This window comes from Simplicispira sp. 125, from assembly GCF_003096555.1.
GTDB lineage: Bacteria > Pseudomonadota > Gammaproteobacteria > Burkholderiales > Burkholderiaceae_C > Simplicispira.
The window spans coordinates 1,773,586-1,796,343 of sequence record NZ_QEKM01000001.1 but is presented as its reverse complement, the minus strand read 5'-3'; the positions used below and the strand labels follow the sequence as shown (position 1 = coordinate 1,796,343).

General features: G+C 63.5%; 28 protein-coding genes. 17 read left to right on the top strand and 11 right to left on the bottom strand.

The window, feature by feature from the left end:
• Window positions 1–21: 21 nt before the first annotated feature.
• Window positions 22–1,965 (bottom strand): molecular chaperone DnaK, encoded by a 1,944-nt coding sequence (gene dnaK, locus C8D04_RS08310; RefSeq protein ID WP_116004415.1) that lies wholly within the window; start codon window positions 1,963–1,965, stop codon window positions 22–24.
• Between the two features lie 85 nt (window positions 1,966–2,050).
• Window positions 2,051–2,602: a nucleotide exchange factor GrpE gene (gene grpE, locus C8D04_RS08305; RefSeq protein ID WP_116004414.1), complete on the bottom strand. Its 552-nt coding sequence runs from the start codon at window positions 2,600–2,602 to the stop codon at window positions 2,051–2,053.
• A 235-nt stretch (window positions 2,603–2,837) separates the two neighbouring features.
• Between grpE and rpsF the strand changes: the two genes are divergently transcribed.
• The 6 genes from rpsF (at window position 2,838) to C8D04_RS08275 (ending at window position 6,364) form a co-directional block, all read left to right on the top strand.
• Window positions 2,838–3,215, top strand: a complete 378-nt coding sequence (gene rpsF / locus C8D04_RS08300) for a 30S ribosomal protein S6 (RefSeq protein WP_116004413.1) — start codon at window positions 2,838–2,840, stop codon at window positions 3,213–3,215.
• A gap of 19 nt (window positions 3,216–3,234) precedes the next feature.
• Entirely contained in the window at window positions 3,235–3,525 is a 291-nt protein-coding gene (gene priB / locus C8D04_RS08295) for a primosomal replication protein N (protein ID WP_116004412.1), read from the top strand.
• A gap of 17 nt (window positions 3,526–3,542) precedes the next feature.
• Window positions 3,543–3,824, top strand: a complete 282-nt coding sequence (gene rpsR / locus C8D04_RS08290) for a 30S ribosomal protein S18 (RefSeq protein WP_005795932.1) — start codon at window positions 3,543–3,545, stop codon at window positions 3,822–3,824.
• 12 nt (window positions 3,825–3,836) lie between these two features.
• The gene (gene rplI / locus C8D04_RS08285; RefSeq protein WP_116004411.1) at window positions 3,837–4,289 is read left to right on the top strand and encodes a 50S ribosomal protein L9; all 453 of its coding nucleotides are present in this window, start codon (window positions 3,837–3,839) and stop codon (window positions 4,287–4,289) included.
• Between the two features lie 184 nt (window positions 4,290–4,473).
• The gene (gene dnaB / locus C8D04_RS08280; RefSeq protein ID WP_116004410.1) at window positions 4,474–5,883 is read left to right on the top strand and encodes a replicative DNA helicase; all 1,410 of its coding nucleotides are present in this window, start codon (window positions 4,474–4,476) and stop codon (window positions 5,881–5,883) included.
• Between the two features lie 100 nt (window positions 5,884–5,983).
• Window positions 5,984–6,364 (top strand): VOC family protein, encoded by a 381-nt coding sequence (locus tag C8D04_RS08275; RefSeq protein WP_116004409.1) that lies wholly within the window; start codon window positions 5,984–5,986, stop codon window positions 6,362–6,364.
• Here C8D04_RS08275 and C8D04_RS08270 read toward each other — a convergent pair.
• From C8D04_RS08270 to C8D04_RS08255, 4 genes are all read right to left on the bottom strand, one after another.
• Window positions 6,354–6,986: a helix-turn-helix domain-containing protein gene (locus tag C8D04_RS08270; protein ID WP_116004408.1), complete on the bottom strand. Its 633-nt coding sequence runs from the start codon at window positions 6,984–6,986 to the stop codon at window positions 6,354–6,356. The two genes, C8D04_RS08275 and C8D04_RS08270, sit on opposite strands and share 11 nt — an antisense overlap.
• A gap of 60 nt (window positions 6,987–7,046) precedes the next feature.
• On the bottom strand, window positions 7,047–8,723 hold the full coding sequence (locus tag C8D04_RS08265) for a PhoH family protein (protein WP_116004407.1): 1,677 nt from the start codon (window positions 8,721–8,723) through the stop codon (window positions 7,047–7,049).
• A 158-nt stretch (window positions 8,724–8,881) separates the two neighbouring features.
• Complete coding sequence (locus C8D04_RS08260; protein ID WP_116004406.1) at window positions 8,882–9,367, bottom strand: peroxiredoxin; 486 nt, start codon at window positions 9,365–9,367, stop codon at window positions 8,882–8,884.
• Between the two features lie 91 nt (window positions 9,368–9,458).
• Window positions 9,459–9,863, bottom strand: coding sequence for an Mth938-like domain-containing protein (locus C8D04_RS08255; RefSeq protein WP_116004405.1), 405 nt, complete (start codon window positions 9,861–9,863; stop codon window positions 9,459–9,461).
• Between the two features lie 144 nt (window positions 9,864–10,007).
• Between C8D04_RS08255 and C8D04_RS08250 the strand changes: the two genes are divergently transcribed.
• The 6 genes from C8D04_RS08250 to moaD all read left to right on the top strand — a co-directional run bounded on the left by C8D04_RS08250 (window position 10,008) and on the right by moaD (window position 16,443).
• Window positions 10,008–11,237: a pyridoxal phosphate-dependent aminotransferase gene (locus tag C8D04_RS08250; RefSeq protein ID WP_116004404.1), complete on the top strand. Its 1,230-nt coding sequence runs from the start codon at window positions 10,008–10,010 to the stop codon at window positions 11,235–11,237.
• A 71-nt stretch (window positions 11,238–11,308) separates the two neighbouring features.
• A complete protein-coding gene (locus C8D04_RS08245; protein ID WP_116004403.1) occupies window positions 11,309–12,643 on the top strand; it encodes a homoserine dehydrogenase in 1,335 nt (444 codons plus the stop codon).
• A 22-nt stretch (window positions 12,644–12,665) separates the two neighbouring features.
• Complete coding sequence (locus tag C8D04_RS08240; protein ID WP_116004402.1) at window positions 12,666–14,177, top strand: threonine synthase; 1,512 nt, start codon at window positions 12,666–12,668, stop codon at window positions 14,175–14,177.
• Window positions 14,178–14,244: 67 nt separating this feature from the next.
• Entirely contained in the window at window positions 14,245–14,796 is a 552-nt protein-coding gene (gene mobB / locus C8D04_RS08235; protein WP_116004401.1) for a molybdopterin-guanine dinucleotide biosynthesis protein B, read from the top strand.
• Window positions 14,796–16,025, top strand: coding sequence for a gephyrin-like molybdotransferase Glp (gene glp, locus C8D04_RS08230; protein WP_116004400.1), 1,230 nt, complete (start codon window positions 14,796–14,798; stop codon window positions 16,023–16,025). The genes mobB and glp overlap by 1 nt, the downstream gene beginning before the upstream one ends.
• A 163-nt stretch (window positions 16,026–16,188) precedes the next feature.
• Window positions 16,189–16,443, top strand: a complete 255-nt coding sequence (gene moaD / locus C8D04_RS08225) for a molybdopterin converting factor subunit 1 (RefSeq protein ID WP_116004399.1) — start codon at window positions 16,189–16,191, stop codon at window positions 16,441–16,443.
• A 149-nt stretch (window positions 16,444–16,592) separates the two neighbouring features.
• Here the strand turns inward: moaD and C8D04_RS08220 are convergent, their stop codons facing one another.
• Both C8D04_RS08220 and C8D04_RS08215 read right to left on the bottom strand, forming a co-directional pair.
• Window positions 16,593–17,138, bottom strand: coding sequence for a hypothetical protein (locus tag C8D04_RS08220; protein WP_116004398.1), 546 nt, complete (start codon window positions 17,136–17,138; stop codon window positions 16,593–16,595).
• 76 nt (window positions 17,139–17,214) lie between these two features.
• Window positions 17,215–18,129 carry a hypothetical protein gene (locus C8D04_RS08215; protein ID WP_116004397.1) on the bottom strand — a complete coding sequence of 305 codons (915 nt, stop codon included), beginning with the start codon at window positions 18,127–18,129 and terminating at the stop codon, window positions 17,215–17,217.
• A gap of 130 nt (window positions 18,130–18,259) precedes the next feature.
• On the opposite strand from C8D04_RS08215, the gene C8D04_RS08210 reads away from it, so the two are divergent.
• Window positions 18,260–18,877 (top strand): hypothetical protein, encoded by a 618-nt coding sequence (locus C8D04_RS08210; protein ID WP_116004396.1) that lies wholly within the window; start codon window positions 18,260–18,262, stop codon window positions 18,875–18,877.
• Window positions 18,878–18,970: 93 nt separating this feature from the next.
• Here C8D04_RS08210 and C8D04_RS08205 read toward each other — a convergent pair whose 3' ends face one another.
• The gene (locus tag C8D04_RS08205; RefSeq protein WP_116004395.1) at window positions 18,971–19,303 is read right to left on the bottom strand and encodes a hypothetical protein; all 333 of its coding nucleotides are present in this window, start codon (window positions 19,301–19,303) and stop codon (window positions 18,971–18,973) included.
• A 10-nt stretch (window positions 19,304–19,313) separates the two neighbouring features.
• Window positions 19,314–19,568, bottom strand: coding sequence for a hypothetical protein (locus C8D04_RS08200; RefSeq protein WP_116004394.1), 255 nt, complete (start codon window positions 19,566–19,568; stop codon window positions 19,314–19,316).
• Between the two features lie 64 nt (window positions 19,569–19,632).
• Here C8D04_RS08200 and C8D04_RS08195 point away from each other — a divergent pair, with 64 nt between their 5' ends.
• Together C8D04_RS08195 and C8D04_RS08190 are read left to right on the top strand one after the other, a co-directional pair.
• Window positions 19,633–19,863 (top strand): hypothetical protein, encoded by a 231-nt coding sequence (locus C8D04_RS08195; RefSeq protein WP_116006099.1) that lies wholly within the window; start codon window positions 19,633–19,635, stop codon window positions 19,861–19,863.
• A 19-nt stretch (window positions 19,864–19,882) separates the two neighbouring features.
• Window positions 19,883–20,365 carry a molybdenum cofactor biosynthesis protein MoaE gene (locus C8D04_RS08190; protein ID WP_116004393.1) on the top strand — a complete coding sequence of 161 codons (483 nt, stop codon included), beginning with the start codon at window positions 19,883–19,885 and terminating at the stop codon, window positions 20,363–20,365.
• Between the two features lie 25 nt (window positions 20,366–20,390).
• Here C8D04_RS08190 and C8D04_RS08185 read toward each other — a convergent pair whose 3' ends face one another.
• Window positions 20,391–21,371 carry a biotin--[acetyl-CoA-carboxylase] ligase gene (locus C8D04_RS08185; RefSeq protein ID WP_116004392.1) on the bottom strand — a complete coding sequence of 327 codons (981 nt, stop codon included), beginning with the start codon at window positions 21,369–21,371 and terminating at the stop codon, window positions 20,391–20,393.
• 248 nt (window positions 21,372–21,619) lie between these two features.
• On the opposite strand from C8D04_RS08185, the gene C8D04_RS08180 reads away from it, so the two are divergent.
• Both C8D04_RS08180 and C8D04_RS08175 read left to right on the top strand, forming a co-directional pair.
• Window positions 21,620–22,201 (top strand): biotin transporter BioY, encoded by a 582-nt coding sequence (locus C8D04_RS08180; RefSeq protein WP_116004391.1) that lies wholly within the window; start codon window positions 21,620–21,622, stop codon window positions 22,199–22,201.
• Complete coding sequence (locus tag C8D04_RS08175; RefSeq protein ID WP_207780324.1) at window positions 22,165–22,650, top strand: DUF1284 domain-containing protein; 486 nt, start codon at window positions 22,165–22,167, stop codon at window positions 22,648–22,650. Before C8D04_RS08180 ends, C8D04_RS08175 begins: the two co-directional genes overlap by 37 nt.
• Window positions 22,651–22,758: the final 108 nt, after the last annotated feature.

Genomic DNA, 22,758 nt, shown 5'->3' with positions numbered 1-22,758 from the left:
TGGGTCAGCAACCGCTGCTCTTTAGCCCTTCTTGACTTCCTTGACCTCTGCGTCCACGACGTTGTCGTCGTCGGCGGCGGCTGGGCCGGCCGAGGCGGTGCTGCCTGCGTCGGACGCACCGCCAGTGGCGGCCTGGGCAGCTTGCGCGTCAGCGTACATCTTCTCGCCCAGCTTCTGGCTGGCGGCCATCAGGGCCGTGGTCTTCTCGTCGATCGCAGCCTTGTCTTCGCCCTTGAGGGCCTCTTCCAGGGCCTTCACGGCGGCTTCAATGCTTTCTTTCTCGCCAGCATCAAGCTTGTCGCCATGCTCGGTCAGGCTCTTGGTCACGCTGTGAACGGCGGCCTCGCCCTGGTTGCGCGATTGCACCAGTTCGAGTTTCTTCTTGTCGTCGGCGGCGTTCAGCTCAGCATCCTTCACCATCTGCTGGATCTCCTCTTCCGAGATGCCCGAGTTGGCCTTGATGGTGATCTTGTTTTCCTTGCCGGTAGCCTTGTCCTTGGCGCCGACGTGCAGGATGCCGTTGGCGTCGATGTCGAACGACACTTCGATCTGCGGCGTGCCACGCGATGCGGGTGGAATGCCTTCGAGGTTGAACTCGCCCAGCAGCTTGTTGCCCGAGGCAATCTCGCGCTCGCCCTGGAACACCTTGATGGTCACGGCCGGCTGGTTGTCGTCGGCGGTCGAGAAGGTCTGTGCGAACTTCGTCGGGATGGTCGTGTTCTTGGTGATCATCTTGGTCATGACACCACCCAGGGTTTCAATGCCCAGGGAGAGTGGCGTTACGTCCAGCAGCAGCACGTCCTTGCGGTCGCCCGACAACACCTGGCCCTGGATGGCCGCGCCCACGGCCACGGCTTCGTCGGGGTTCACGTCCTTGCGGGGTTCCTTGCCGAAGAATTCCTTGACCTTCTCCTGCACCTTGGGCATGCGGGTCATGCCGCCGACCAGGATGACGTCGTTGATGTCGGAGACGCTGATGCCTGCATCCTTGATGGCGGTGCGGCAAGGGGCGATGGTGCGTTCAATCAGCTCGTCCACCAGGCTCTCCAACTTGGCGCGAGTGAGCTTGATGTTCAGGTGCTTGGGACCCGAGGCATCGGCCGTCACATAGGGCAGATTGATGTCGGTCGAGGCCGAGTTCGACAGCTCGATCTTGGCCTTTTCAGCGGCTTCCTTCAGGCGCTGCAGGGCCAGCACGTCCTTGGACAGGTCTACGCCCTGGTCTTTCTTGAACTCGCCGATGATGTAGTCGATGATGCGCTGGTCGAAGTCTTCGCCGCCCAGGAAGGTGTCGCCGTTGGTGGACAGCACCTCAAACTGTTTCTCGCCATCGACGTCAGCAATTTCGATGATGGACACATCGAACGTGCCGCCGCCCAGGTCATAGACAGCAATCTTGCGGTCGCCCTTTTCTTGCTTGTCCAAGCCAAAGGCCAGTGCGGCAGCGGTCGGCTCGTTGATGATGCGCTTGACATCCAGGCCGGCAATGCGGCCCGCGTCCTTGGTGGCCTGGCGCTGGGCGTCGTTGAAGTAGGCCGGCACGGTGATGACGGCTTCGGTGATGGGTTCGCCCAGGTAGTCCTCGGCGGTCTTTTTCATCTTGCGCAGCACTTCGGCGCTGATCTGTGGCGGTGCGAGTTTTTGGCCGCGCACTTCGATCCAGGCGTCGCCGTTGTCTGCCTTGACGATGGTGTAAGGCATCAGGTCGATGTCCTTTTGCACTTCCTTTTCGTCAAACTTGCGGCCAATCAGGCGCTTGGAAGCGTAGATGGTGTTGCGCGGGTTGGTCACGGCCTGGCGCTTGGCCGAGGCACCGACCAGGATTTCGCCGTCTTCCTGGTAGGCAATGATGGACGGCGTGGTGCGCGCACCCTCGCTGTTTTCGATCACGCGCGTGGTGTTGCCTTCCATGATGGAAACGCAGCTGTTGGTCGTGCCCAGGTCGATACCGATGATTTTTCCCATGTTCTTCTCCGCGATGTCTTAAAGGTTTGGATAACTCGTAACTTGTGGATAACTTCCCCGGCTTCAAGCCGGGCAGGTGCATTTTTTATTGGGGCCCGGCGACCGTGACCAATGCCGGGCGCAGAATACGTTCGGCAATGGCATAGCCTTTTTGCAGCACGCTCACCACGGTGTTGGCCTCTTGGGCCGCAGGCACCACGCTGATCGCCTGGTGAAAGTGGGGGTCGAATTTTTCGCCTGTTGCAGGGCTGATCGGCAGGACCTTGTTGCGCTCCAGTGCCGCCAGCAACTGGCGCAGCGTGGCGCCCGAGCCTTCGAGCAGTTGTTCGGCCGTGGCGTTCTGGATGGCCAGTGCGGCTTCCAGGCTGTCGCAGACGGGCAGCAGGCCCTCTGCAAAACTCTCGACGCCGAATTTGCGCGCCTTGGAAACCTCGTCTTCGGCACGGCGGCGGGCGTTCTCCGCCTCGGCCTTGGCGCGCAGGAACTGGTCGGCCAGATCGGCACTTTTGGCTTTGAGATCGGCCAGTTCATTCTGCAGGCGGCTCATCTCGTCGGAGGCGTGGGCTGCCATTGCGGCTTCCATTTCTTCGGGGGCCAGGGTGCCGTTATCGGGAGCAGAAGGATTGTTTTCGGACATGTCGATGGTTCTGAAGCTGTGAAGGGTCAGTGATTGCCTGCCACATTTAGGGGCAGGGCCCTGTATTTCAAGGCGCAGGGCAGAAAAAGGCGCCGCATGCACCTTTTTCCATCCGCAGAAGGCTCTGCAGGAGGCCGCCAGTGTACCGAAGCGGCACATCGGGCTATAATGCCTGGCTTTGCCTTACCACACTGCTACAGACGCAGCGGGTGGTTCTAATCCAGAAGGAGTATGCATGCGTCATTACGAAATCATTCTGTTGATCCACCCGGATCAAAGCGAGCAGGTTCCTGCCATGCTCGAGCGCTACAAGGGCATGATCACCGCTGGCGGTGGCAAGGTGCACCGCGTGGAAGACTGGGGCCGCCGTCAACTGGCGTACCTGATCAACAAGTTGGCCAAGGCCCACTACCTGTGCGTGAACATCGAAGCCGACCAGGCCGTGATGGCTGAACTGGAGCATGCCTTCAAGTTCAACGACGCCGTGCTGCGCCACCTGACGGTTCAGAAGAAGAAGGCCGATACGGGTCCTTCCTCGATGATGAAGACCGTTGAGCGCGAAGAAGCCCGCAAGGTCAGCCAGGCCGAATACGCCGCTGCCAACGAGCGCTGAGCCCACGCTTTCAAGGGGAGTGGAGAACCACGTAGCGATCAAGGCATGCATCGCCGAGGCCCAGGCCCTGCGATTCACGCCTGCCGGTGTGCCCGCCATCGAACTGCGCCTTGAGCACAGCTCAAAGCAGCAAGAAGCCGGTCAGATGCGCGAGGTGAATGCGGTCATGAAAGCGGTGGCTTTTGGCGCCATGGCAGAGCGGTTAGCCCGCCAGCCTATCGGCAGCCTCTGGCGCTTTACCGGTTTTCTGGCCACGCCGCGTAACGGCAAGCATCCAGTGCTCCACGTCCAGGATATTCAACAAGATTAATTTTCGAGAGGTCCGCAATGGCCACGTTCAAGAAATTCAACAAAGACAAGCGCCCCAAGCGCAACACCCAATCGCTGCTGTTCAAGCGCAAGCGCTTTTGCCGCTTCACCGTCACGGGCGTCGAAGAAATCGACTACAAGGACGTTGATACCCTGCGCGATTTCATCGCCGAAAACGGCAAGATCATCCCCGCGCGCCTGACCGGCACGCGCGCCATCTTCCAGCGCCAGCTCAACACCGCCATCAAGCGTGCCCGCTTCCTGGCCCTGGTGCCGTACAGCGACCAGCACAAGATCTAAGGAGCACAACCCATGCAAATCATTCTGCTCGACAAGGTTGTGAACCTCGGTAACCTCGGCGATCTCGTCAAGGTCAAAGACGGTTACGCCCGCAACTTCCTGATCCCTTCGGGCCGTGCGCGCCGCGCCACCATCGCCGCCAAGGCCGAGTTCGAAGCCAAGCGCGCCGAACTGGAAAAAGCCGCTGCTGAAAAGCTGGCCGCTTCGCAGGCTGACGGTGAAAAGCTCGTCGGCAAGGTCTTCAAGCTGACGCAAAAAGCCGGTGTGGACGGTCGCCTGTTCGGTTCGGTCACCAACGGCGACATCGCCGAAGAGCTGAACAAGCAAGGCCACAAGGTGCTGAAGTCGCAGATTCGTCTGCCCAACGGCCCCATCAAGACCATTGGCGACAACACCGTGAGCGTGTCTCTGCACACCGATGTGGTGGTGGACGTGACCGTTTCGGTCTACGGCGAAACTGCCTGATCGCGCACTGCGCCTCTGCAAAAACCGCCTCCGGGCGGTTTTTGTTTTTCTGGTGCTGCACGCCGCTGGTCATGCACCCGCTGTGCACGCTTTGTCCAGTGCTTTTCCACAGGCTGCGCACAGGCTTGTGCAATGACGCCAGCGACCGCCATTGATACGATCAAAGGCTTGCCCAAGGAACCCCATGTTTGATGTACCCCAGCCCGTGGACGACGGGTTCGTCCCCTATGACCGGCAGATCGCGCAACTGCGCGTGCCGCCGCACTCTATCGAGGCCGAATCGAGCGTGCTGGGTGGCCTGCTGCTCGACAACCATGCCTGGGACCGGGTGGGGGACTTGCTGGTCGAGAGCGACTTTTACCGGCACGAACACCAGATGATCTACACGGCCATTGCGGGACTGGTCAATGCCAGCAAGCCGGCCGATGTGATTACTGTTTACGAGAAGCTGCAAGGCCTGGGAAAATCCGAGGAAATTGGCGGACTGGTCTATCTGAATTCTCTGGCGCAGTATGTTCCCAGTGCCAGCAACATCCGGCGCTACGCCGAGATCGTGCGCGAGCGCGCCATCCTGAGGAAGCTCGTCACTGCCAGCGATGAAATTGCCACCAACGCTTTCAACACCCAAGGTCGGCCTGTAGACAAAATCCTGGACGAGGCCGAGCAAAAAATCTTCAACATCGGTGAAGAAGGCTCGCGCATGAAGCAGGGCTTTCAGGGCATGGATACCCTGGTGGTCAACCTGCTCGACCGCGTGCAGGAGATGGCGGACAACCCCAACGACATCACCGGCGTACCCACCGGGTTTATTGACCTGGACCGCATGACCTCGGGCCTGCAGGCGGGCGATATGGTGGTGCTGGCAGCGCGTCCGTCCATGGGCAAGACGGCGTTTGCCGTGAACATTGCCGAGCATGTGGCGCTGAACGAGGGTCTTCCGGTCGCCATCTTCTCGATGGAAATGGGCGCCGCCCAACTGGCGGTGCGTATCGTGGGTTCCATCGGCCGTATCGAACAAGGCCATTTGCGCACCGGCAAGCTCACCGACGATGAATGGCCGCGACTTACCGAGGCCATCGAGCGTTTGCGCAATGTTTCGCTGCACATCGACGAAACCCCGGGCCTGACCCCCAGCGAATTGCGCGCCAACGCCCGGCGCCTGGCGCGCCAGTGCGGCAAGCTGGGCCTGATCGTGGTGGACTATTTGCAGCTGATGAGCGGCTCGGCGGGTTCACAGGGCGAGAACCGCGCGACCGAGCTGGGCGAAATCTCGCGTGGCCTCAAGATGCTGGCCAAAGAGTTGCAGTGCCCGGTGATTGCGCTTTCTCAGCTCAACCGCAGTGTCGAGACCCGCACCGACAAGCGCCCCATGATGAGCGACTTGCGTGAGTCGGGCGCCATCGAGCAGGATGCGGACATCATCATGTTCATCTATCGCGATGACTACTACAACAAGGACAGCAAAGAGCCCAATGTCGCCGAGATCATCATCGGTAAGCAGCGCAACGGCCCCACCGGGACGGTCAAGCTGTTTTTCCAGAAATCGCAGACGCGCTTCGAAAGCCTGGCGCTGGGGTCTGGCGACGACTTCTGACCTTGCCTGTTCGATGGGTATGGCGGCGGTGTCGGGTTTTTCCAAGACGGGGCCTGCCCCAGCGTCCACACTGGCGGCTTTGCTTGAAAGGAGTTGAACCATGCGCTTGGGATACACGATTCTTTATGTGCCGGATGTGCGCGCTGCCCTGGCCTTTTATGGCAAGGCCTTTGGCCTGGCCACGCGCTTTGTGCACGAAAGCGGCGATTGGGGCGAGCTGGAGACCGGCAGCACCTCGCTCGCGTTCTGTTCGCACGGCCTGCTGGCGCAAATGGGCAAGACGGTGGCGCTGCCCGATGCCCGCAAGCCCTGCTTTGAAGTGGCGCTGGTCACCCCTGACGTGGCCGCTGCCTATGCGCAGGCGCTGGAACATGGCGCACAGTCCTTGCAGGCCCCGCAGGACATGCCCTGGGGCCAGACCGTGGCCTATGTGCAGGACCTCAACGGCTTCTGGGTGGAGCTGTGCACCCCTATGGGGTGAACGGCCCCAGATCGCCGTAACCTGATTGCAGCAGCAGCCCCAGGCGCTGCGGGTCGTGCTGCAACTGCCGGGGTGTGCAGCCCAGCCAGTGCCTGAACGCCAGGTTCATGTGGGGCTGGTCGGCCCAGTGGTGCAGGGCGGCCACTTCGGCCAGCGGCCAGTGGAGCTGCGCAGCCAGGCAGTGGGCCGTCTGGCGCACCCGTGCCAGGCTGCGCCAGAATGCAGGCGGGTGGGCGGTATGCCGGTGCAGCAGGCGTTCCAGCGTGCGCGGGCTCACGCCCAGGCTGCGGGCCGCCTGGGTGACGGAGGGTGCGTGCGCCAGTGCCTGCAGCGATTCTTCAACCCTGGCATCCAGCGTGCAGGTGTCGGCCAGCAGGGCCATGGCCTGCTGGCCATCGTCCAGTTCCAGGTCCAGCGCGTGCGTGCGCTGCAGCAGTGCTTCGGTGTCCACCTGGGTGCCGGGGGCCAGCCTGAAGCCGCACAGACGCGCCCCGGCAGGCAGGGCGATGGTTTCGGCCTGTGGCGACAGGGCATATACATGCCATTGCACCGGGCCGCCGGGCAAGGCAATGCCCACCAGGTCCTGGCAGCCGTCGGGCGGGATCCAGGCCTGTTCTTGCACCTGTGCAGCACAGGTATGCTGCCAGGTGCCAAGCAGGGGTGGGATGATCGGTCTCAGGGTTTACAGCACTTCGCTTGCAAAGTCCGCCAGGCGTGAGCGTTCGCCGCGTGCCAGGGTGATGTGGCCGCTGTGCGGCCAGCCCTTGAAGCGGTCCACCGCAAAGGTCAGGCCGGACGATCCTTCGGTGAGGTAGGGCGTGTCGATCTGTGCCAGGTTGCCCATGCAGATGATCTTGGTGCCCGGGCCGGCGCGCGTGATCAGCGTTTTCATCTGCTTGGGTGTGAGGTTTTGCGCCTCATCGATGATCACGTACTTGTTCATGAACGTGCGCCCGCGCATGAAGTTCATGCTCTTGATCTTGATGCGGCTGCGGATCAGCTCGTTGGTGGCAGCGCGCCCCCATTCACCGGCGTTGCCGCCATCGCCCTTGGCGAGAAATTCGAGGTTGTCGTCGAGCGCACCCATCCAGGGGCCCATCTTCTCCTCCTCGGTGCCGGGCAGGAAGCCGATGTCCTCGCCCACGCTGACAGTGGCGCGGGTCATGATGATCTCTGTGTAGCGGCGGTCGTCCAGCACCTGCGTGAGGCCTGCGGCCAGCGCCATCAGCGTCTTGCCGGTACCGGCCGTGCCGGCCAGGGTGACCAAATCGACCTCGGGGTCCATCAGCAGGTTGATGGCAAAGTTTTGCTCACGGTTGCGCGTGGTCACGCCCCAGACAGCGTTCTTGGCGTGTCCGTAGTCCTTGAGGGTCTTGAGTACCGCAGTCTTGTCGCGGATTTCGCTCACCCGGGCGTACAGGCTGGGCTCGCCCGGGGCTTCAAAGTAAACGAACTGGTTGATCATCAGGTGCGGCACGATCGGACCGCTGATGCGGTAGTAGGTGTGCGCGCCACTCTGCCAGCTCTCCACCGACTTGCCATTGCGGCTCCAGAAGTCGGGTGGCAGCGGCAGCGAGCCGGAATACAGCAGATCACCGTCTTCCAGCACCTTATCGTTCTGGTAGTCCTCGGCCGGCAGGCCCAGGGCGCGTGCCTTGACGCGCATGTTGATGTCCTTGGACACCAACACCACTTCGCGCGGAGCGTGCAGTTTGCGCAGGGCCTCGACGACGCCCAGGATCTGGTTGTCGGCCTTGCCCTGGGGCAGGCTGGCAGGGAGTTGGTAGTCCAGCGTGGAGGTCTGGAAGAACAGGCTGCCACCGGCCGCGCGCTGGCCCGTGGAGTCGAGCTTGAGGCCCTTGCCCATGTCGGCGCCCTGCGCACCGGCCAGGGCGTCGAGGGAGCGGCTGACCTGGCGGCCGTTGCGCGCAACCTCGGTCATGCCTTTCTTGTGGGCATCCAACTCTTCGAGAACGATCATCGGCAGATAGATGTCGTGTTCCTCAAAGCGGAATAGGCTGGTCGGGTCGTGCAGCAGCACGTTGGTGTCCAGCACAAACAGCTTGGCCGGCCCTGTGCCGCGCGCCTTGCGGCTGCGTGCAGGAGGTGTGGCGGGGGCTTGCACCGGTGATGCGCTGGCAGCTGCGACCCGCGGTGCAGGTGCTGCTGGGGCCGGAGCGGTACGCCGTCCCCGGGTGGGGTGTGCCTCGGGCGCTGTCGAGGGTGGCGGTGCGGCGTCGGCCTTGCGCTGGGTGCTTTTGCGCTCGACGGGAGGCGTTGCAGCCGCTCTGCCGGGGGCGAGATAGGCTTCGGGGGCGAGAAGGGCGGCGCGCCTGGTGGGGGCGGGGGGCAGGGGCATGGTGCGGAAGGCCTCGGATCAGGTCGGTCTAGAAAGCAAAAAGCCGCCTGGATGCCAAGGCGGCTTGCGGGGAGTGGAGGGGCGTTGCGATGGGCAGCGGCATTGGGCCATTATGCATGGCACTGATGACACGACCGTGGCGCCCCGGCGGCACCCGTTCAGGCGGCCTTTTTCAGCGCATTGATGGACTTGACGGCCTTGAGGACTTCTTCGACATGGCCGGGCACCTTGAGGCCGCGCCACTCGAAAGCGACCAAACCATCAGGGCCGATGAGGAAGGTGCTACGCTCAATACCCTTGACCTTCTTGCCGTACATGATCTTGTTCTTGACCACGCCGAACATGTGGCACATCTTTTCTTCGGTGTCAGCGATGAGTTCAAAGGGCAGTTCCAGCTTTTCCTTGAATTCGTCGTGCGACTTCATGTTGTCGCGCGAAACGCCGAACAACGCCGCGCCAGCCTTGACGAAATCCTTGTACTTGTCGCGAAACTGCATGGCCTCGGTGGTACAACCGGGCGTGTTGTCCTTGGGGTAGAAGTACAGGATCAGGACCTGACCGTTGTGGGAGGTGTTGGAAACCTTGACACCGCTGGTCGCGTTGGCTTCGAATTCCGGGAGGGGTTTGTTGACAACGATCGCCATATGTCTTCTATCTCTCTGGGTGAGGTCGTTGAAAAACCGGTAGTGCGCGCATGTTCTTCTTATTGGGCTCTACCGGCTGCAACCTCGCATTTTAACCTGAAACAGGTGTTGTGGACTGGTAAGCAGGGGTATCAAGAATCAGTGCCGCCAGTACATGGCGTCCTTCGCCCGCAAGAATGTTGTAGGTGCGGCAGGCGGCGGCAGTGTCCATGGTCTCTACACCAATGCGCCGGGCCATCAGGGGCTGCAGCCAGGCAGGAGGCGCAAAGCGCAGCCGGCTGCCGCTGCCCAGCAACAGTACTTCGGCGTCGTGCAGGGCCAGTTCTGCAAAGTGTTCTGCGGCCAGGTCTTCAAAGCGCGCACAGGGCCAGGGCAGGCGCAGGCCGCGGGAGCTGATGAGGATGCTGGACTGGATTTTCTCCGGCCCCACGCTGATCCAGCCGGGGCCGTATCCAGTGATGCTTTGGGAGTCGAATCGGTCAGGCTGGAATTTCATGGCGGCGTTGGGCGGGCGGTAGGGCGCGCATGGTGCGCAAAGGGGCCGGGTGCCCTGAAGCGGGGCGTGGAACTGTGGTCAAATTATAGGTTTCGCCGCAGGGTGTGCCTGTGGCAGGCCTTTGCCACTGTTCCACGACCGCGCATGAAAACCGTACTCAAGTCCACCAAACTCAACAACGTTCTCTACGATGTGCGCGGCCCCATCGTGGACGCGGCCCGGCAGATGGAGGACGAGGGCCAGAAGATCATCAAGCTCAACATCGGCAACATGGCGCCGTTCGGCTTCGATCCACCCGAGGAGGTGGTGCAGGACATGGCGCGCAACCTGCCCGAGTCCGCCGGCTACTCCGACAGCAAGGGCATCTTCGCGGCGCGCAAGGCCGTCATGCACTACACGCAGCAGCAGGGCATTGCGGGCGTGACGCTGGACGACATCTACCTGGGCAATGGCGCGAGCGAGCTCATCGTCATGGCGACGAATGCGCTGCTCAACGACGGCGACGAGCTGCTGCTGCCCGCGCCCGACTACCCGCTGTGGACGGCCGCCACCAGCCTCTCGGGCGGCGTGCCGGTGCACTACGTGTGCGACGAATCCAACGGCTGGATGCCCAGCCTGGAGGACATGCGCGCCAAGATCACGCCGCGCACGCGCGGCATCGTGGTCATCAACCCCAACAACCCCACGGGCGCGCTCTACAGCGACGCGCTGCTGCGCGGCATCGTGCAGCTGGCGCGCGAGCACGACCTGGTGCTGCTGGTGGACGAGGTGTATGACAAGGTGCTGTACGACGGCGTGCGCCACACGGCCATGGCCAGCCTGTCCACCGACGTGCTCACGCTCACCTTCAACTCGCTCTCCAAGGCCTACCGCTCCTGCGGCTACCGCGCGGGCTGGATGGTGGTCTCGGGCGACAAGCGGGCCGCGCGTGATTACATCGAGGGGCTGAACATGCTGGCCAACCTCAAGCTCGGCTCCAACGTGCCCGGGCAGTGGGCCATCCAGACGGCGCTGGGCGGCTACCAGAGCATCAACGACCTCGTCAAGGAAGGCGGACGCCTGCGCCGCCAGCGCGATCTGGCTTACGAGCTGATCTCCAAGATTCCGGGCGTTACCTGCGTCAAGCCCCAGGCGGCGCTGTACATGTTCCCGCGCCTCGATCCCGAGATGTACCCCATCGAGGACGACCGCCAGTTCTTCATGGAGGTGCTGCGCGCCACGCGCGTGATGCTGGTGCAGGGCACGGGCTTCAACTACCCCGATAACCAGCATTTCCGCATCGTCTTCCTGCCGCACGAGGATGACCTGCGCGAGGCCATCGGCCGGCTGGCGGGCTTCCTGGCCCAGTACCGGCAGCGCCACGCAAAGGCTTGAGACTATTGTTTTTGTAGCAGCTAGCGCTTGATACATGGGCGCTTGAGGCATTTTTTACTGAGAGTTTTCTGATGAAACCCATCCAAGTAGGCCTTCTGGGCATCGGCACCGTCGGCAGCGGCGTGTTCAACGTGCTGCAGCGCAACCAGGAAGAAATCCGTCGCCGCGCCGGCCGTGGCATCGAGATCGCCATGGTGGCCGATCTGGACGTGGAGCGTGCCCGCAGCGTGGTGGGCGCGGGCGTGCAGGTGGTGAACGACGCGCGCGCTGTCATCGCCAACCCCGAGATCGACATCGTCATCGAGCTGATTGGTGGCTACGGTGTGGCCAAGGCGCTGGTGCTCGAAGCCATTGCGGCGGGCAAGCATGTGGTGACGGCCAACAAGGCCTTGCTGGCCGTGCACGGCAGCGAAATCTTTGCCGCAGCGTCGGCTAAGGGCGTGATGGTGGCGTTCGAGGCCGCCGTGGCGGGGGGCATCCCCATCATCAAGGCGCTGCGCGAAGGCCTCACCGCCAACCGCATCCAGTGGATCGCCGGCATCATCAACGGCACCACCAACTTCATCCTGAGCGAGATGCGCGACAAGGGCCTGGACTTTGACGCTGCCCTGCAAGACGCGCAGCGCCTGGGCTACGCCGAGGCCGATCCGACCTTCGACATCGAAGGCGTGGACGCCGCGCACAAGGTCACCATCATGAGCGCCATCGCGTTCGGCATTCCGGTGCAGTTCGACAAGGCCTACGTGGAAGGCATCACGAAGCTGGCCGCGGCCGACATCAAATACGCCGAGCAACTGGGCTACCGCATCAAACTGCTCGGCATCACCAAGCGCGTCGCCAGCGGCATCGAGCTGCGCGTGCACCCCAGCCTGGTGCCGTCCAAGCGCCTGATCGCCAACGTCGAAGGCGCCATGAACGCCGTCGTGGTGCACGGCGACGCCGTGGGCACCACGCTGTACTACGGCAAGGGCGCGGGCTCCGAGCCCACGGCCAGCGCCGTGATCGCCGACCTGGTCGACATCGCCCGCCTGCACACGGCCGATCCCGAGCACCGCGTGCCGCACCTGGCGTTCCAGCCGCACACGCTGGAGGGCGCCATGGGCGCGCTGCCCGTGCTGCCGATGAGCGAGGTGGTGACGAGCTACTACCTGCGCCTGCGCGTGGCCGACCAGGCCGGTGTGCTCGCCAAGGTCACCGGCATCCTGGCCGACGCTGGTATCAGCATCGACGCCATGCTGCAGCGCGAGGCGGACGAAGTGGGCGGCGAAGGCTCCACGCAAACCGACCTCATCATCCTCACGCACGACACACGCGAAGGCACCATGAACGAAGCCATCGCACAGATGCAGCAGCTCCCCACGGTGCTGGCCCCCATCACGCGCATCCGCAAGGAAGAGCTGAACTAACCCCTAGCGAGACGAGACCGCCATGCTGTACCTCTCCACGCGCGGACACGCCGAACGCAAACATTTCTGCGACATCCTGCTCGAAGGCCTGGCGCCCGACGGCGGCCTGTACCTGCCCGAGCACTACCCGCAGGTGGACGATGCCATGCTCACCCGCCTGCGCACCGCCTACCACGAGCAGGGCTACGCCGAGCTGGCGTTCCAGATCTTGCAGCTCTACATCGACGACATTCCCGCCGCCGACCTGCGCGCACTGTGCGAGAAGACGTACACCGCCGAGGTGTTCGGCACCGGCGAAATCGTGCCGCTGCGCCACCTCGAAGACGGCCTGTGGCTCGAAGCCCTGTCCAACGGCCCCACGCTGGCCTTCAAGGACATGGCCATGCAGCTGCTGGGCAACCTGTTCGAGTACGAACTGGCACGCCGGGGCGAAACACTCAACATCCTGGGCGCCACCAGCGGCGACACCGGCAGCGCGGCCGAGTACGCCATGCGCGGCAAGCAGGGCGTGCGCGTCTTCATGACCAGCCCGCATGGCCGCATGAGCGCGTTCCAGCAGGCGCAGATGTTCAGCCTGCAGGACGAAAACATCCATAACATCGCCATCGAAGGCGTGTTCGACGACTGCCAGGACATCGTCAAGGCGGTCAGCAACGACCACGCTTTTAAGGCGAAATACAAGATAGGCACCGTCAACTCGATCAATTGGGCGCGCCTGCTGGCGCAGGTGGTGTACTACTTCGCGGGCTACATCCAGGCCACTGAAAACCCGGCCCCCACGCTCGGCCCTGACGTGTCCTCGCTGCCCCCCGAGGGGGTTGATTCGCCTCGGGGCGGCCCGTCGGCGAATCCCAACGACCAGAAGGTCAGCTTCACCGTGCCCAGCGGCAACTTCGGCAACGTCTGCGCCGGCCATGTGGCGCGCATGATGGGCCTGCCGATCGACAAGCTGGTGGTGGCGACGAACGAGAACGACGTGCTCGACGAGTTCTTTCGCACCGGCGTCTACCGCGTGCGCAGCAGCGCCGACACGCATGAGACATCGAGCCCCTCCATGGACATCAGCAAAGCCAGCAATTTCGAGCGCTTTGTGTTCGACCTGCTCGGGCGCGACGGCGCACGCACCAAAGCCCTGTTTGGCGATGCGTTGGCGAAAGACGGCCGGTTCGATCTGAGTGGAGACCCAGCCTTTGCCGATGCCGCCCAAAAATACGGTTTCGTCAGCGGCAAAAGCACACACGCCGACCGCCTGGCGACCATCCGCGATACGCATGCACGCTTTGGTGTCACCATCGACACCCACACCGCCGACGGCGTGAAAGTGGCGCGCGAGCACACCGTGGCCGGTCAGCCCATGCTGGTGCTGGAAACTGCCCTGCCCATCAAATTTGCCGAAACCATTGTCGAAGCCCTGGGCCAGGCGCCCGAGCGACCAGCCAAGTTTGCAGGCATCGAAAGTTTGCCCAAGCGGGTGCGGGTCATGCCCTCTGATGTGGCGCAGGTCAAGGCCTACATCGAGCAGCATTGCAAGTAAAAATACCATGTAAGGCTTGCTGGTCAAGCGCTGATAGCTATTTATTCAATAGCAAAAGGACGTGCGGATGAAAGTGGCAGGTTTTGCCGGTTTTTCTGGCTGTGGCAAGACAACCCTGATCGAGCAGCTCATCCCCCTGCTGCGCCAGCAAGGGCAGCGGGTTTCGGTGGTCAAGCATGCCCACCACCGCTTCGACATGGACCACCCAGGCAAGGATTCCTACCGCCATCGCGAGGCCGGGGCCTTTGAGGTAGTGATTGCCTCGGACCGCCGCCTGGCCTTGGTGCGCGAGTTCGAACAGCCCACGCAGCTCAGCGTGCACCACCTGCTGGCCGAGTTGTACGAGGGTGTGGACTGGGTGCTGGTGGAAGGCTTCAAGGAAAGCGACATCCTCAAGCTCGAAGTCTGGCGGGCACCGACCGCAGACCAGCAAGCCCGGCCCGTGCGCTACCCCGAGGACGACTTTGTCGTCGCCATCGCCACCGACACCCCGGACCAGCTGCCCGCCCCCACGCAGTTGCCTGTGCTCGACCTGAACCACCCAGAGCAGGTCGCCCAGTGGCTGCTGGCGCAGGCTGATCGATTTGAATACGACTGGAACCTGCACGGAGACCTGTGATGACATCCCCACGCTCCCCCTTGATGCCGCTGGACGATGCCCTGGCCCGCCTGCTCGCGCAGGCTGGGCTTCTGCAGGGCTTCGAGACGCTCAGCACCTTTGAGGCCGATGGCCGGGTGCTGGCGCACGACCTGGTGTCGGCCGTGCAGGTACCGCCGCTCGATAACAGCGCCATGGATGGCTACGCCCTGCGCTGCGCCGACGTGCCCCAGCCCGGTGTTTTGCTGCCCGTATCACAGCGCATTCCTGCAGGCCATGTGGGCACGCCGCTGCAACCGGGCACGGCGGCGCGCATTTTCACCGGCGCCCCGGTGCCCGAGGGCGCCGACGCCGTGGTCATGCAGGAAGAGTGCGCCGCCGAAGGCGAGGGCCATGTGCGCGTGCAGGCTACGCCCCGGCGGGGCCAGAACATCCGCCTTGCGGGGGAAAACATCACCCGCGGCTCCGTGGTGCTGGAGGGGGGTATGCGCCTGAACCCCGCCGCGCTGGGCATGGCCGCCAGCATTGGCGCAGCGCAGTTGGCAGTGGTGCGCCGCCCGCGTGTGGCCTTGTTCTCTACCGGCGACGAATTGGTCATGCCCGGCGACGTGGCGCCGCAAGACATGCCGCCCGGCGCCATCTACAACAGCAACCGCTTCTTCCTGCGTGCCCTGCTGCAGCGCATGGGCTGCGAGGTTACTGACATGGGTATCGTGCCCGACCGTCTCGAAGCCACCCAGGACGCGCTGCGCACCGCCAGCCAGGTCCACGATGTGATTTTGACCAGCGGTGGCGTTTCGGTGGGCGAGGAAGACCACCTCAAACCCGCCGTGCAGGCCCTGGGGCAACTCGACCTGTGGCAGATCGCCATCAAACCCGGCAAGCCCTTCGCTTATGGCCGGGTGGGGCCGGCGCATTTCCTGGGCCTGCCCGGTAACCCGGTGGCCAGTTTCGTGACCTTCGCCATCCTGGTGCGGCCTTTTCTGCTGCGCTTGCAAGGGGTGCGCGATGTGGCTCCCCGGTTCATCATGGCCCGCGCGGATTTTGATTGGCCCAAGGGTGACAAGCGCCGCGAATTCCTGCGCGTGCGCTACAACGCTGCGGGCGCGCTGGACCTGTTCTCCAACCAAAGCTCGGGTGTGCTGACCTCGACCGTCTGGGGCGACGGCGTGGTCGACAACCCGCCCGGCCAGACCATTGCGCGCGGCGACACGGTGCGCTTCCATTCGTTTGCGGAGATGCTGTCATGAAAAATGCCCCCCACGCTCGCCACTTCGTGTGGTCGCTGGCCTTGCAGGCCGCGGCGGTGCCAGAGTCAACGCCTCTTCGGGCTGTCCAGTCCTGCGCAGGCAGGACCGGAGCCGCAACCCTCAGCCCCAAGGGGGCCGTTTTTCATCTTGGGGCGGCCCGGCGATGAAAAGGATTACCGTACGCTACTTCGCCTCCATTCGCGAAGCCGTGGGCCAGGGCAGCGAGCAGGTGCAAACATCGGCGGCCACGCTGGGCGCACTGCGCGACGAGCTGATTGCGCGCGGCGGCGCGCACGCCAGCAGCCTGGCCCGCGGCAAGGCCGTGCGCATGGCGCTCAACCAGGTGCTGAGCGACGACGCCGCCGCGCTGGCCGACGGCGCTGAAGTGGCTTTCTTCCCGCCCGTCACCGGTGGGTGACATGAAAAAGCATAGCTGCTAACGCTTTCATCCATTGGTTTTCGACTATAAAAATAGCGAAAAATCAATGGATTCGTGCGCAGGCAGCTCTTGTTTTTGATGTTCTCTGGCGACGCACGAATGCCGTTCCCGCCCGTGCCGGTGTTTGGCTAGCGCTGCGTGCAATCGATACGAACGGGCCCTTGGGCGGTCAGGCGGTCACTGCCGCTGCGCGTGAAGACAACCCGCTGCACCTCCAGCGTAGCGCCCTGCACCGTGGTTTTCGCTGCGGGTACGCGCAGGCTGTCTGCGCTCCCGTCGTTGGCAATCCAGACCACCTCGGGGGTTTTGCGCGGCTGATCGGTGCCCACATTGATGCGCAGCTCGGGGCCTTGTGCCGGGTTGTTGTCTTCGTCTTGGACGGTGACATAGATCGGTTGTCCGTCGGGTGACTGGCCCGCGCCTTCGATGCTGTACGAAACCTCGCTATTGCCGGGCTCCTGCGCTATCGAGCAGCGCCGGGGCTCGAACCAGAACAGGCCTGCGTCGGTGTCGATCGCTACCCTGGGGTAGGTGGGGGCGCTGGCCTTTTGCGCGGCAGTTTTTTGTGCCGCGGCCGGTGCGCCGGGCGCCATCGGCGCGGCATCGGGTTCGCTCTTCGAGCATGCGCTCACCAGTACGGCGCACGCGGTCGCGGCCATCCACAAGGGTTTCATTCCTGCTCCTTTATTGAGTTCCATGGGCCAGAGCGCATGGCGGTGCCGACGTTGTGGCCGGCGGGGGGGTGAACAACTAGTGACGTCGCTGGTTCAGCGTGTGTGCTTCGGGGGGCATGCCTGCAACCTGCTGAAAGCGCAGCCATTGCATGCCGACGGCGTCGTCAAACACCAGGGCGTTACGTGCCAGGCCGGTCGTCTGGCGCTCCTGGCCACTGGCGTTGGCGGCAATCACAAAAACCAGACGTTGGGCGTCCGGTGCGAAAGGCATGGTGCGCTGCGCGTCTTCACCCATCCAGGCCAGCAGTTGTTCGACGATGCTGGCCGGCACCGGGCCTTCCGGGGTCGTGCGTTTGAACGAGCGCGGCAGTGGGGTGATTTGCTGCGGCTTCCAGCGGCCCTGCGGGCCTTCGTTTGATGCAAGCTGGGTGCAGGGCTGGCCCAGGCAATCCATGGCTGCGGCTTCCTTGGCGGAGATTTGTTTGCGGCTGACCGCGTCCAGCCCGGCCGCCATGCCGCGCTGCGGCGACATGGCAAAGCGCCAGCGCACATGCGGCCCCTCGCCAAACGTTTTGATGCTGGCCAGGTGCTTTGCAGGTACCGAACCGACCAGGTCGGCGTGCACTGCCGGACCCAGGTTGAAGCGTGTGATCTCGACAAAGTAGCGTGTGCTGTCTGGTGCAGAGGCCTCGCTGGTCGGCTGGTAGTTGACCAGGTAGCGTACATGCGGCAATACGCCTTCGTGGCTGTCGAGTATCAGCATCGCGCGCACCGGAGCGGGCAGATCGGCGTCGGGGAGGAAAGCAGAGGCGCCCATGGCCGGGAACCGCGTGGCCGCGTAATAGCGCTTGCCCTCCAGTTGCTCGATGGGCATCGTACGAAAACCCTGGGCGCCCACAAATTGCTCAGAAGCTTGGGCCAGTGTGCCGCTGCTCGTGGCAATCAAGGCCAGGGCGAGCAGCCATGCCTGTTTTGTTGTGTTCTTGTGCATATGCCTCCTTCTCGACGACGGCCCGACACCATAGCGGTTAACGGCATCATTGCAAAACGGATAAAAAATACCCGCTAAATACAATAAAAATACGATAAAAAACAGCAAATCTGTATATGGTGCGCTCTTCATGGCTGTGCAAAAGTGCGGCGATCTGAGCGAGAAGGGGGCAGGGATGGGATATTTTTGGAGTGCCGGCACCGCCCGGCGCACGCTGTGGCCGTTGCTGCTTGTGGCGGTGCTGGCCAGTACCGTCGTCGGAGCACGGGCGGAGGCACCCGTGCAGGGCCAGGGCCTGGAGCTCACCATCAGCGGTCCGGCGTTCTCTGCGCCCGCACGTTTTGTGGTGCCGGCAGACAACGCCAAACTGATACTGCAGCTTGCTTCAGGCAGCTTCAAGATGATGGCGTTGCTGGACTCGCCCGTGGCCTCGCACGATGGCAAGCACCGCCTGAAAAGCTTTACCCTGGGGACTGAACCGGCGGGCGTGGGAACCTATACCGAAAGCAGCGGCCTGACTGCGATGGGTTTTGCACTCACAACCGATGCAGGCACGCCAGCGCAGCAAAACTTCAGCGTGAGCTTCAAGTACCAACGCGGCACCACGCTGCCTGCGCGAATCGTCATCGAGCGCTACGAGCCCGAGCGCCAAGCGTCTGGCACGCTGTTGGGCAAGGCGCAGCGCACCAATCCCCAGCGCAAAGACCAGATCTATGAAATTTCAGGCCGTTTCGATGTGCGCAGATGACACTTATCGCCCCCCATGGGTCGTGGACAGGGCGCTGAGGTCGGCACAAAGAGAAGACAACGCCGCCATGGGCATGGTGCGGCGGTCGGTTTCTTATTGATTTTCGGTGTCTGCTGCGGGCAGTTCCGGGCACGGCCACTGCAATAATTCTGCCAAACGGCTGACGATCCATGTTGCCTCGCCTGGTTCCATGGCCGACTCGGGCGTGCACAACCCGGCGTGGATGCGCTGTAGGATTTCTTTCTCGGACGGCGCCTGCACGTGGTACAGAATTTGTGCCTGTTCCACCAGGTGGCCCGCCAGGTCTTCGCACAGTTCGTAGCGGGCGCGCACCACATCGGCGCTTGCGCGCAGGCGGTTGCGGGCGTCGGTGTATACGGCCATGAAGCTTGGCGGCACCAGGATCTGGTTGTCGTGTTCCTGCATGGGGCTGCGCTTAGTCGGGCGTGAACAGGCGTTCAAAGCGCGCCTGGTCGGCGGGCAGTTCGAACGTCACCATTTGGCCCATCTTCATGTCGGAGAGCCTGCACGCAGCAAACAGGCTGGCTTTGCCGGTCAGGTCGAAGCCGGGCAGGTCAATCAATGCATAGGGGTAGGGCAGGAACAGCTGGTGCTCGAAAACCGAGCGGTGCACGTTGCGGGGGGACGGAAATAGTTTGTATCCGTCGATGGTGATTGTCTGGGTGGCCATCGCAGGGAGCGTTAAAGTGTGGGCACATCCTACCGACATTCCGGGTGGGGTCAAAAAGGGTTTCATGGCACGCAACAAGAATGAATGGGCCGCCAAGGTGTTTGCTCTGGTCAAGGGCGGCAATGTGGCCGCCGCCACGGCACAGATCAAGGTGGCGCCTACGGTGGGCGACATCACGCGGCTGCAAGCCCTGCTCGCCGGGTTGCCGCCATCACCGGCGCTGCGGCAACTGGCCGATTTTGTGGAAGAAGAACGCGCCTTGCTGGCTGCGCCGCGCCTGCACCGCTCGCCTTGACGTTGTGAGAGCCGCTGCCATGACCGCACCCCGCGTTTCCATCCAGACCCATGATTTCGATGTGTCCGCCGAACTGGCTGTGCTGCGCAGCACCCACCGGGGCGTGGGTGCCGTGTGCTGTTTCGTGGGTACGGTGCGCGACCGCAATGAGGGCGACGATGTGGCCTCCATGGAGCTGGAACATTACCCCGGCATGACCGAAACCTCTATCGAGTCCATGATCGACGCGGCGCACCAGCGGTTCGACCTCTTCGGCGCCCGCGTCATCCACCGCGTGGGCCTGCTGCAGCCGCTCGACCAGATCGTGTTGGTGGCGGTGACCTCGGCGCACCGGGGCGAGAGCTTCCAGGCCTGCGAGTTTCTGATGGACTACCTCAAGACCCAGGCGCCGTTCTGGAAGAAAGAAACCACGCCGCAAGGCGCGCGCTGGGTGGATGCCCGGGTGAGCGACGACGCTGCGCTGGCCCGCTGGGGCATTGAAGCCGGCAACGCAGGGCGTTAGGGCGCCGCAGCAGCAGCGCCAGGTGTCACCCTGACCGGCTGCGTACCGACACTTTGTCGCTGTAGGCGGATGTGATGTGGCCGTCGATTTCCACGCGCAACGCACCGTGTGCGTCTATGCCACGTCCTATCCCCGAGTGCATCGCGTGTGCGCTGTGCACGTTGAGTGGCTTGCCGGCCAGCCAGTCCATGTGTGCAAAATCCTGCGCAAAGGGTGCCAGGCCTTCGTGCTCGAAGCGCAGCAGGCCGGTGCGCAGATGCTTGATGATGTGCGCCGCAAGCTCGTTGCGCTCGGGCGGCGTGCCGCCGCACAGTGTGGCCAGGTCGGTCACGGGCTGATCGAGCGTGCCGTGCACGGCGGGCGACAGGCGCACGTTCAACCCCACCCCCACGCGCACCACGCTGGGGCCATCGTATTCGCCGCTGACTTCGATCAGGATGCCGGCCAGCTTGCCGTGGTCGGTCACCACGTCGTTGGGCCATTTAAGCTGCAGCCCCGGCACCCCGGCGCTGGCCAGGGCCTGTACCACGCACACGCCCATGGCAATCGACAGCCCCGACAGCCCCGCCGGGCCGCCAGCAAAGCGCTTCAGGCACGACAGGGTGATGCCCAGCCCCGGCGGCGAGAGCCAGCCGTGGCTGCGCCGCCCGCGCCCCAAGGTTTGGTACTCCGCCAGGACCACCGTCAAGTCCGGTGCATCGGGCAGAAGGCGTGCCAATTCGTCCTGGGTCGAATCCAGCTCCCAGTGCAGGTGGATGGGTGTACCCAATGCCGTCTCCAACTTGGAAACGATCGATGGGGGGTGCAGCAACTGCGTGGGCCAGGGCATCCGGTAACCGGCGCGGCTGCGTGCCTCGATGGGTACGCCCAGGGCCCGCAAAGCAGCGATCTGTTTCCAGACGGCGGCCCGTGTCACGCCCAGCTGGGTGGCGAGCACTTCGCCAGAAACAGCGTTGCCGGTAGCCAGTTGGCGCAGCAGTTCTCTGGCGGGCGGTTCGGGTTGCATGGGCAGAGTGTGCCTTAGGTCCGGTGGGAGCGGCCTGGCATGCGGAGTGGCAGCACTTGAGCACTGCGTGAAGGCGGCAAGGATACGTACAGGGCAATTTCAGCCCGGTCAGAATAAATAATTACGTAAACAAAAAAACATACATAAAGTTGACAATTCAAGTGGCGATGCCGATACTTGCACCGGTCTTCGCGGGTTGGGGTGTGTTGCACCCTGCCTGAGTCTCCATTACCACTTCAGAGGAATCCATGTCCCAAGATATTTCCAGTGCCGTCGCCGTTCCAGTCTCCCGTCTTCCCCATGCGGCGCGCCAGCTGGCCCTGGTCCTGGGCGGCACGGCAGTGTTGACTGCTTCGTCCTACGTCAGCATCCCGATGCAGCCCGTACCGGTGTCGCTGCAAACCTTTGCGGTGCTGATGGTGGGCGCGCTGTACGGCTGGCGCCTGGGCGGTCTGACCGTGCTGGCCTGGCTGCTGGAGGCGGCGCTCGGCATGCCCGTGCTGGCAGGTGGCAAAGGTGGGCTGGCGCCTTTCTTTGGCCCGACGGCAGGCTATTTGCTTGCGTTCCCGCTGGGGGCCGTGCTGATGGGCTGGCTGGCTGCGCGCGGCTGGGATGGTGCACACCCGCTGCGCGCCTTTGGGGCCATGCTGCTGTGCACCACCTTGATTTTGCTCTTGGGTGGCGCGTGGCTGGGCGCAATGGTCGGTGCGGCCAAGGGTTGGCAGTTGGGCGTGCTGCCCTTCCTCGTGGGGGATGTCGTGAAGTCGGCCCTGGGCGCCGCCACGCTGGCACTGTGGCACTCAGCACGCACCCGGCTGCTGGGCACGTGACGGTTGCGCTGCGCGCCCACCACTTGCTGTGCATGCTGACCTACGTCGGCAAAGGCTACAGCCCCGAGTTTGCGCACAACTTTGATGGCATCGTCCGCCGCCTGGCTGCTGGTGAGGCGATGGATCTGGTGGATGGGCCCGATGCCATTTGTGCCCCGCTGTGCGAGAGCGAGGGGGCCTGCGCACATTGCCATGGCGAGGGTGTGCGCGTGCGTGACCAGCGGGCGGTGCAAGAACTGGCACCGCTGCTGGGCGGCCTACTGGGCGCCGACAGCCGCCTGCTGTTGGATGCTGCCTTGCTCGCGCGCTTGCGCACGGCGTTCACCTGCGGCCATATACGTGGCGCGTGTGCGGGCTGCGAATGGGCCGATCTGTGCACGGGCATTGCATCAACGGGGTACGAAGGCGTGCGCCTGCGCCTGCAGGTTGCGGCGGCTGCGCCGCTGTGATGCGCCCCGGCCCTGCGTGCCGCCCAGCAGTCCACCATGGCAGACTGAACACTGCCGCGGGTGTGGCGGAGCTGGCCAATGGTGATTCACGGGGGGCGAAATCGCATG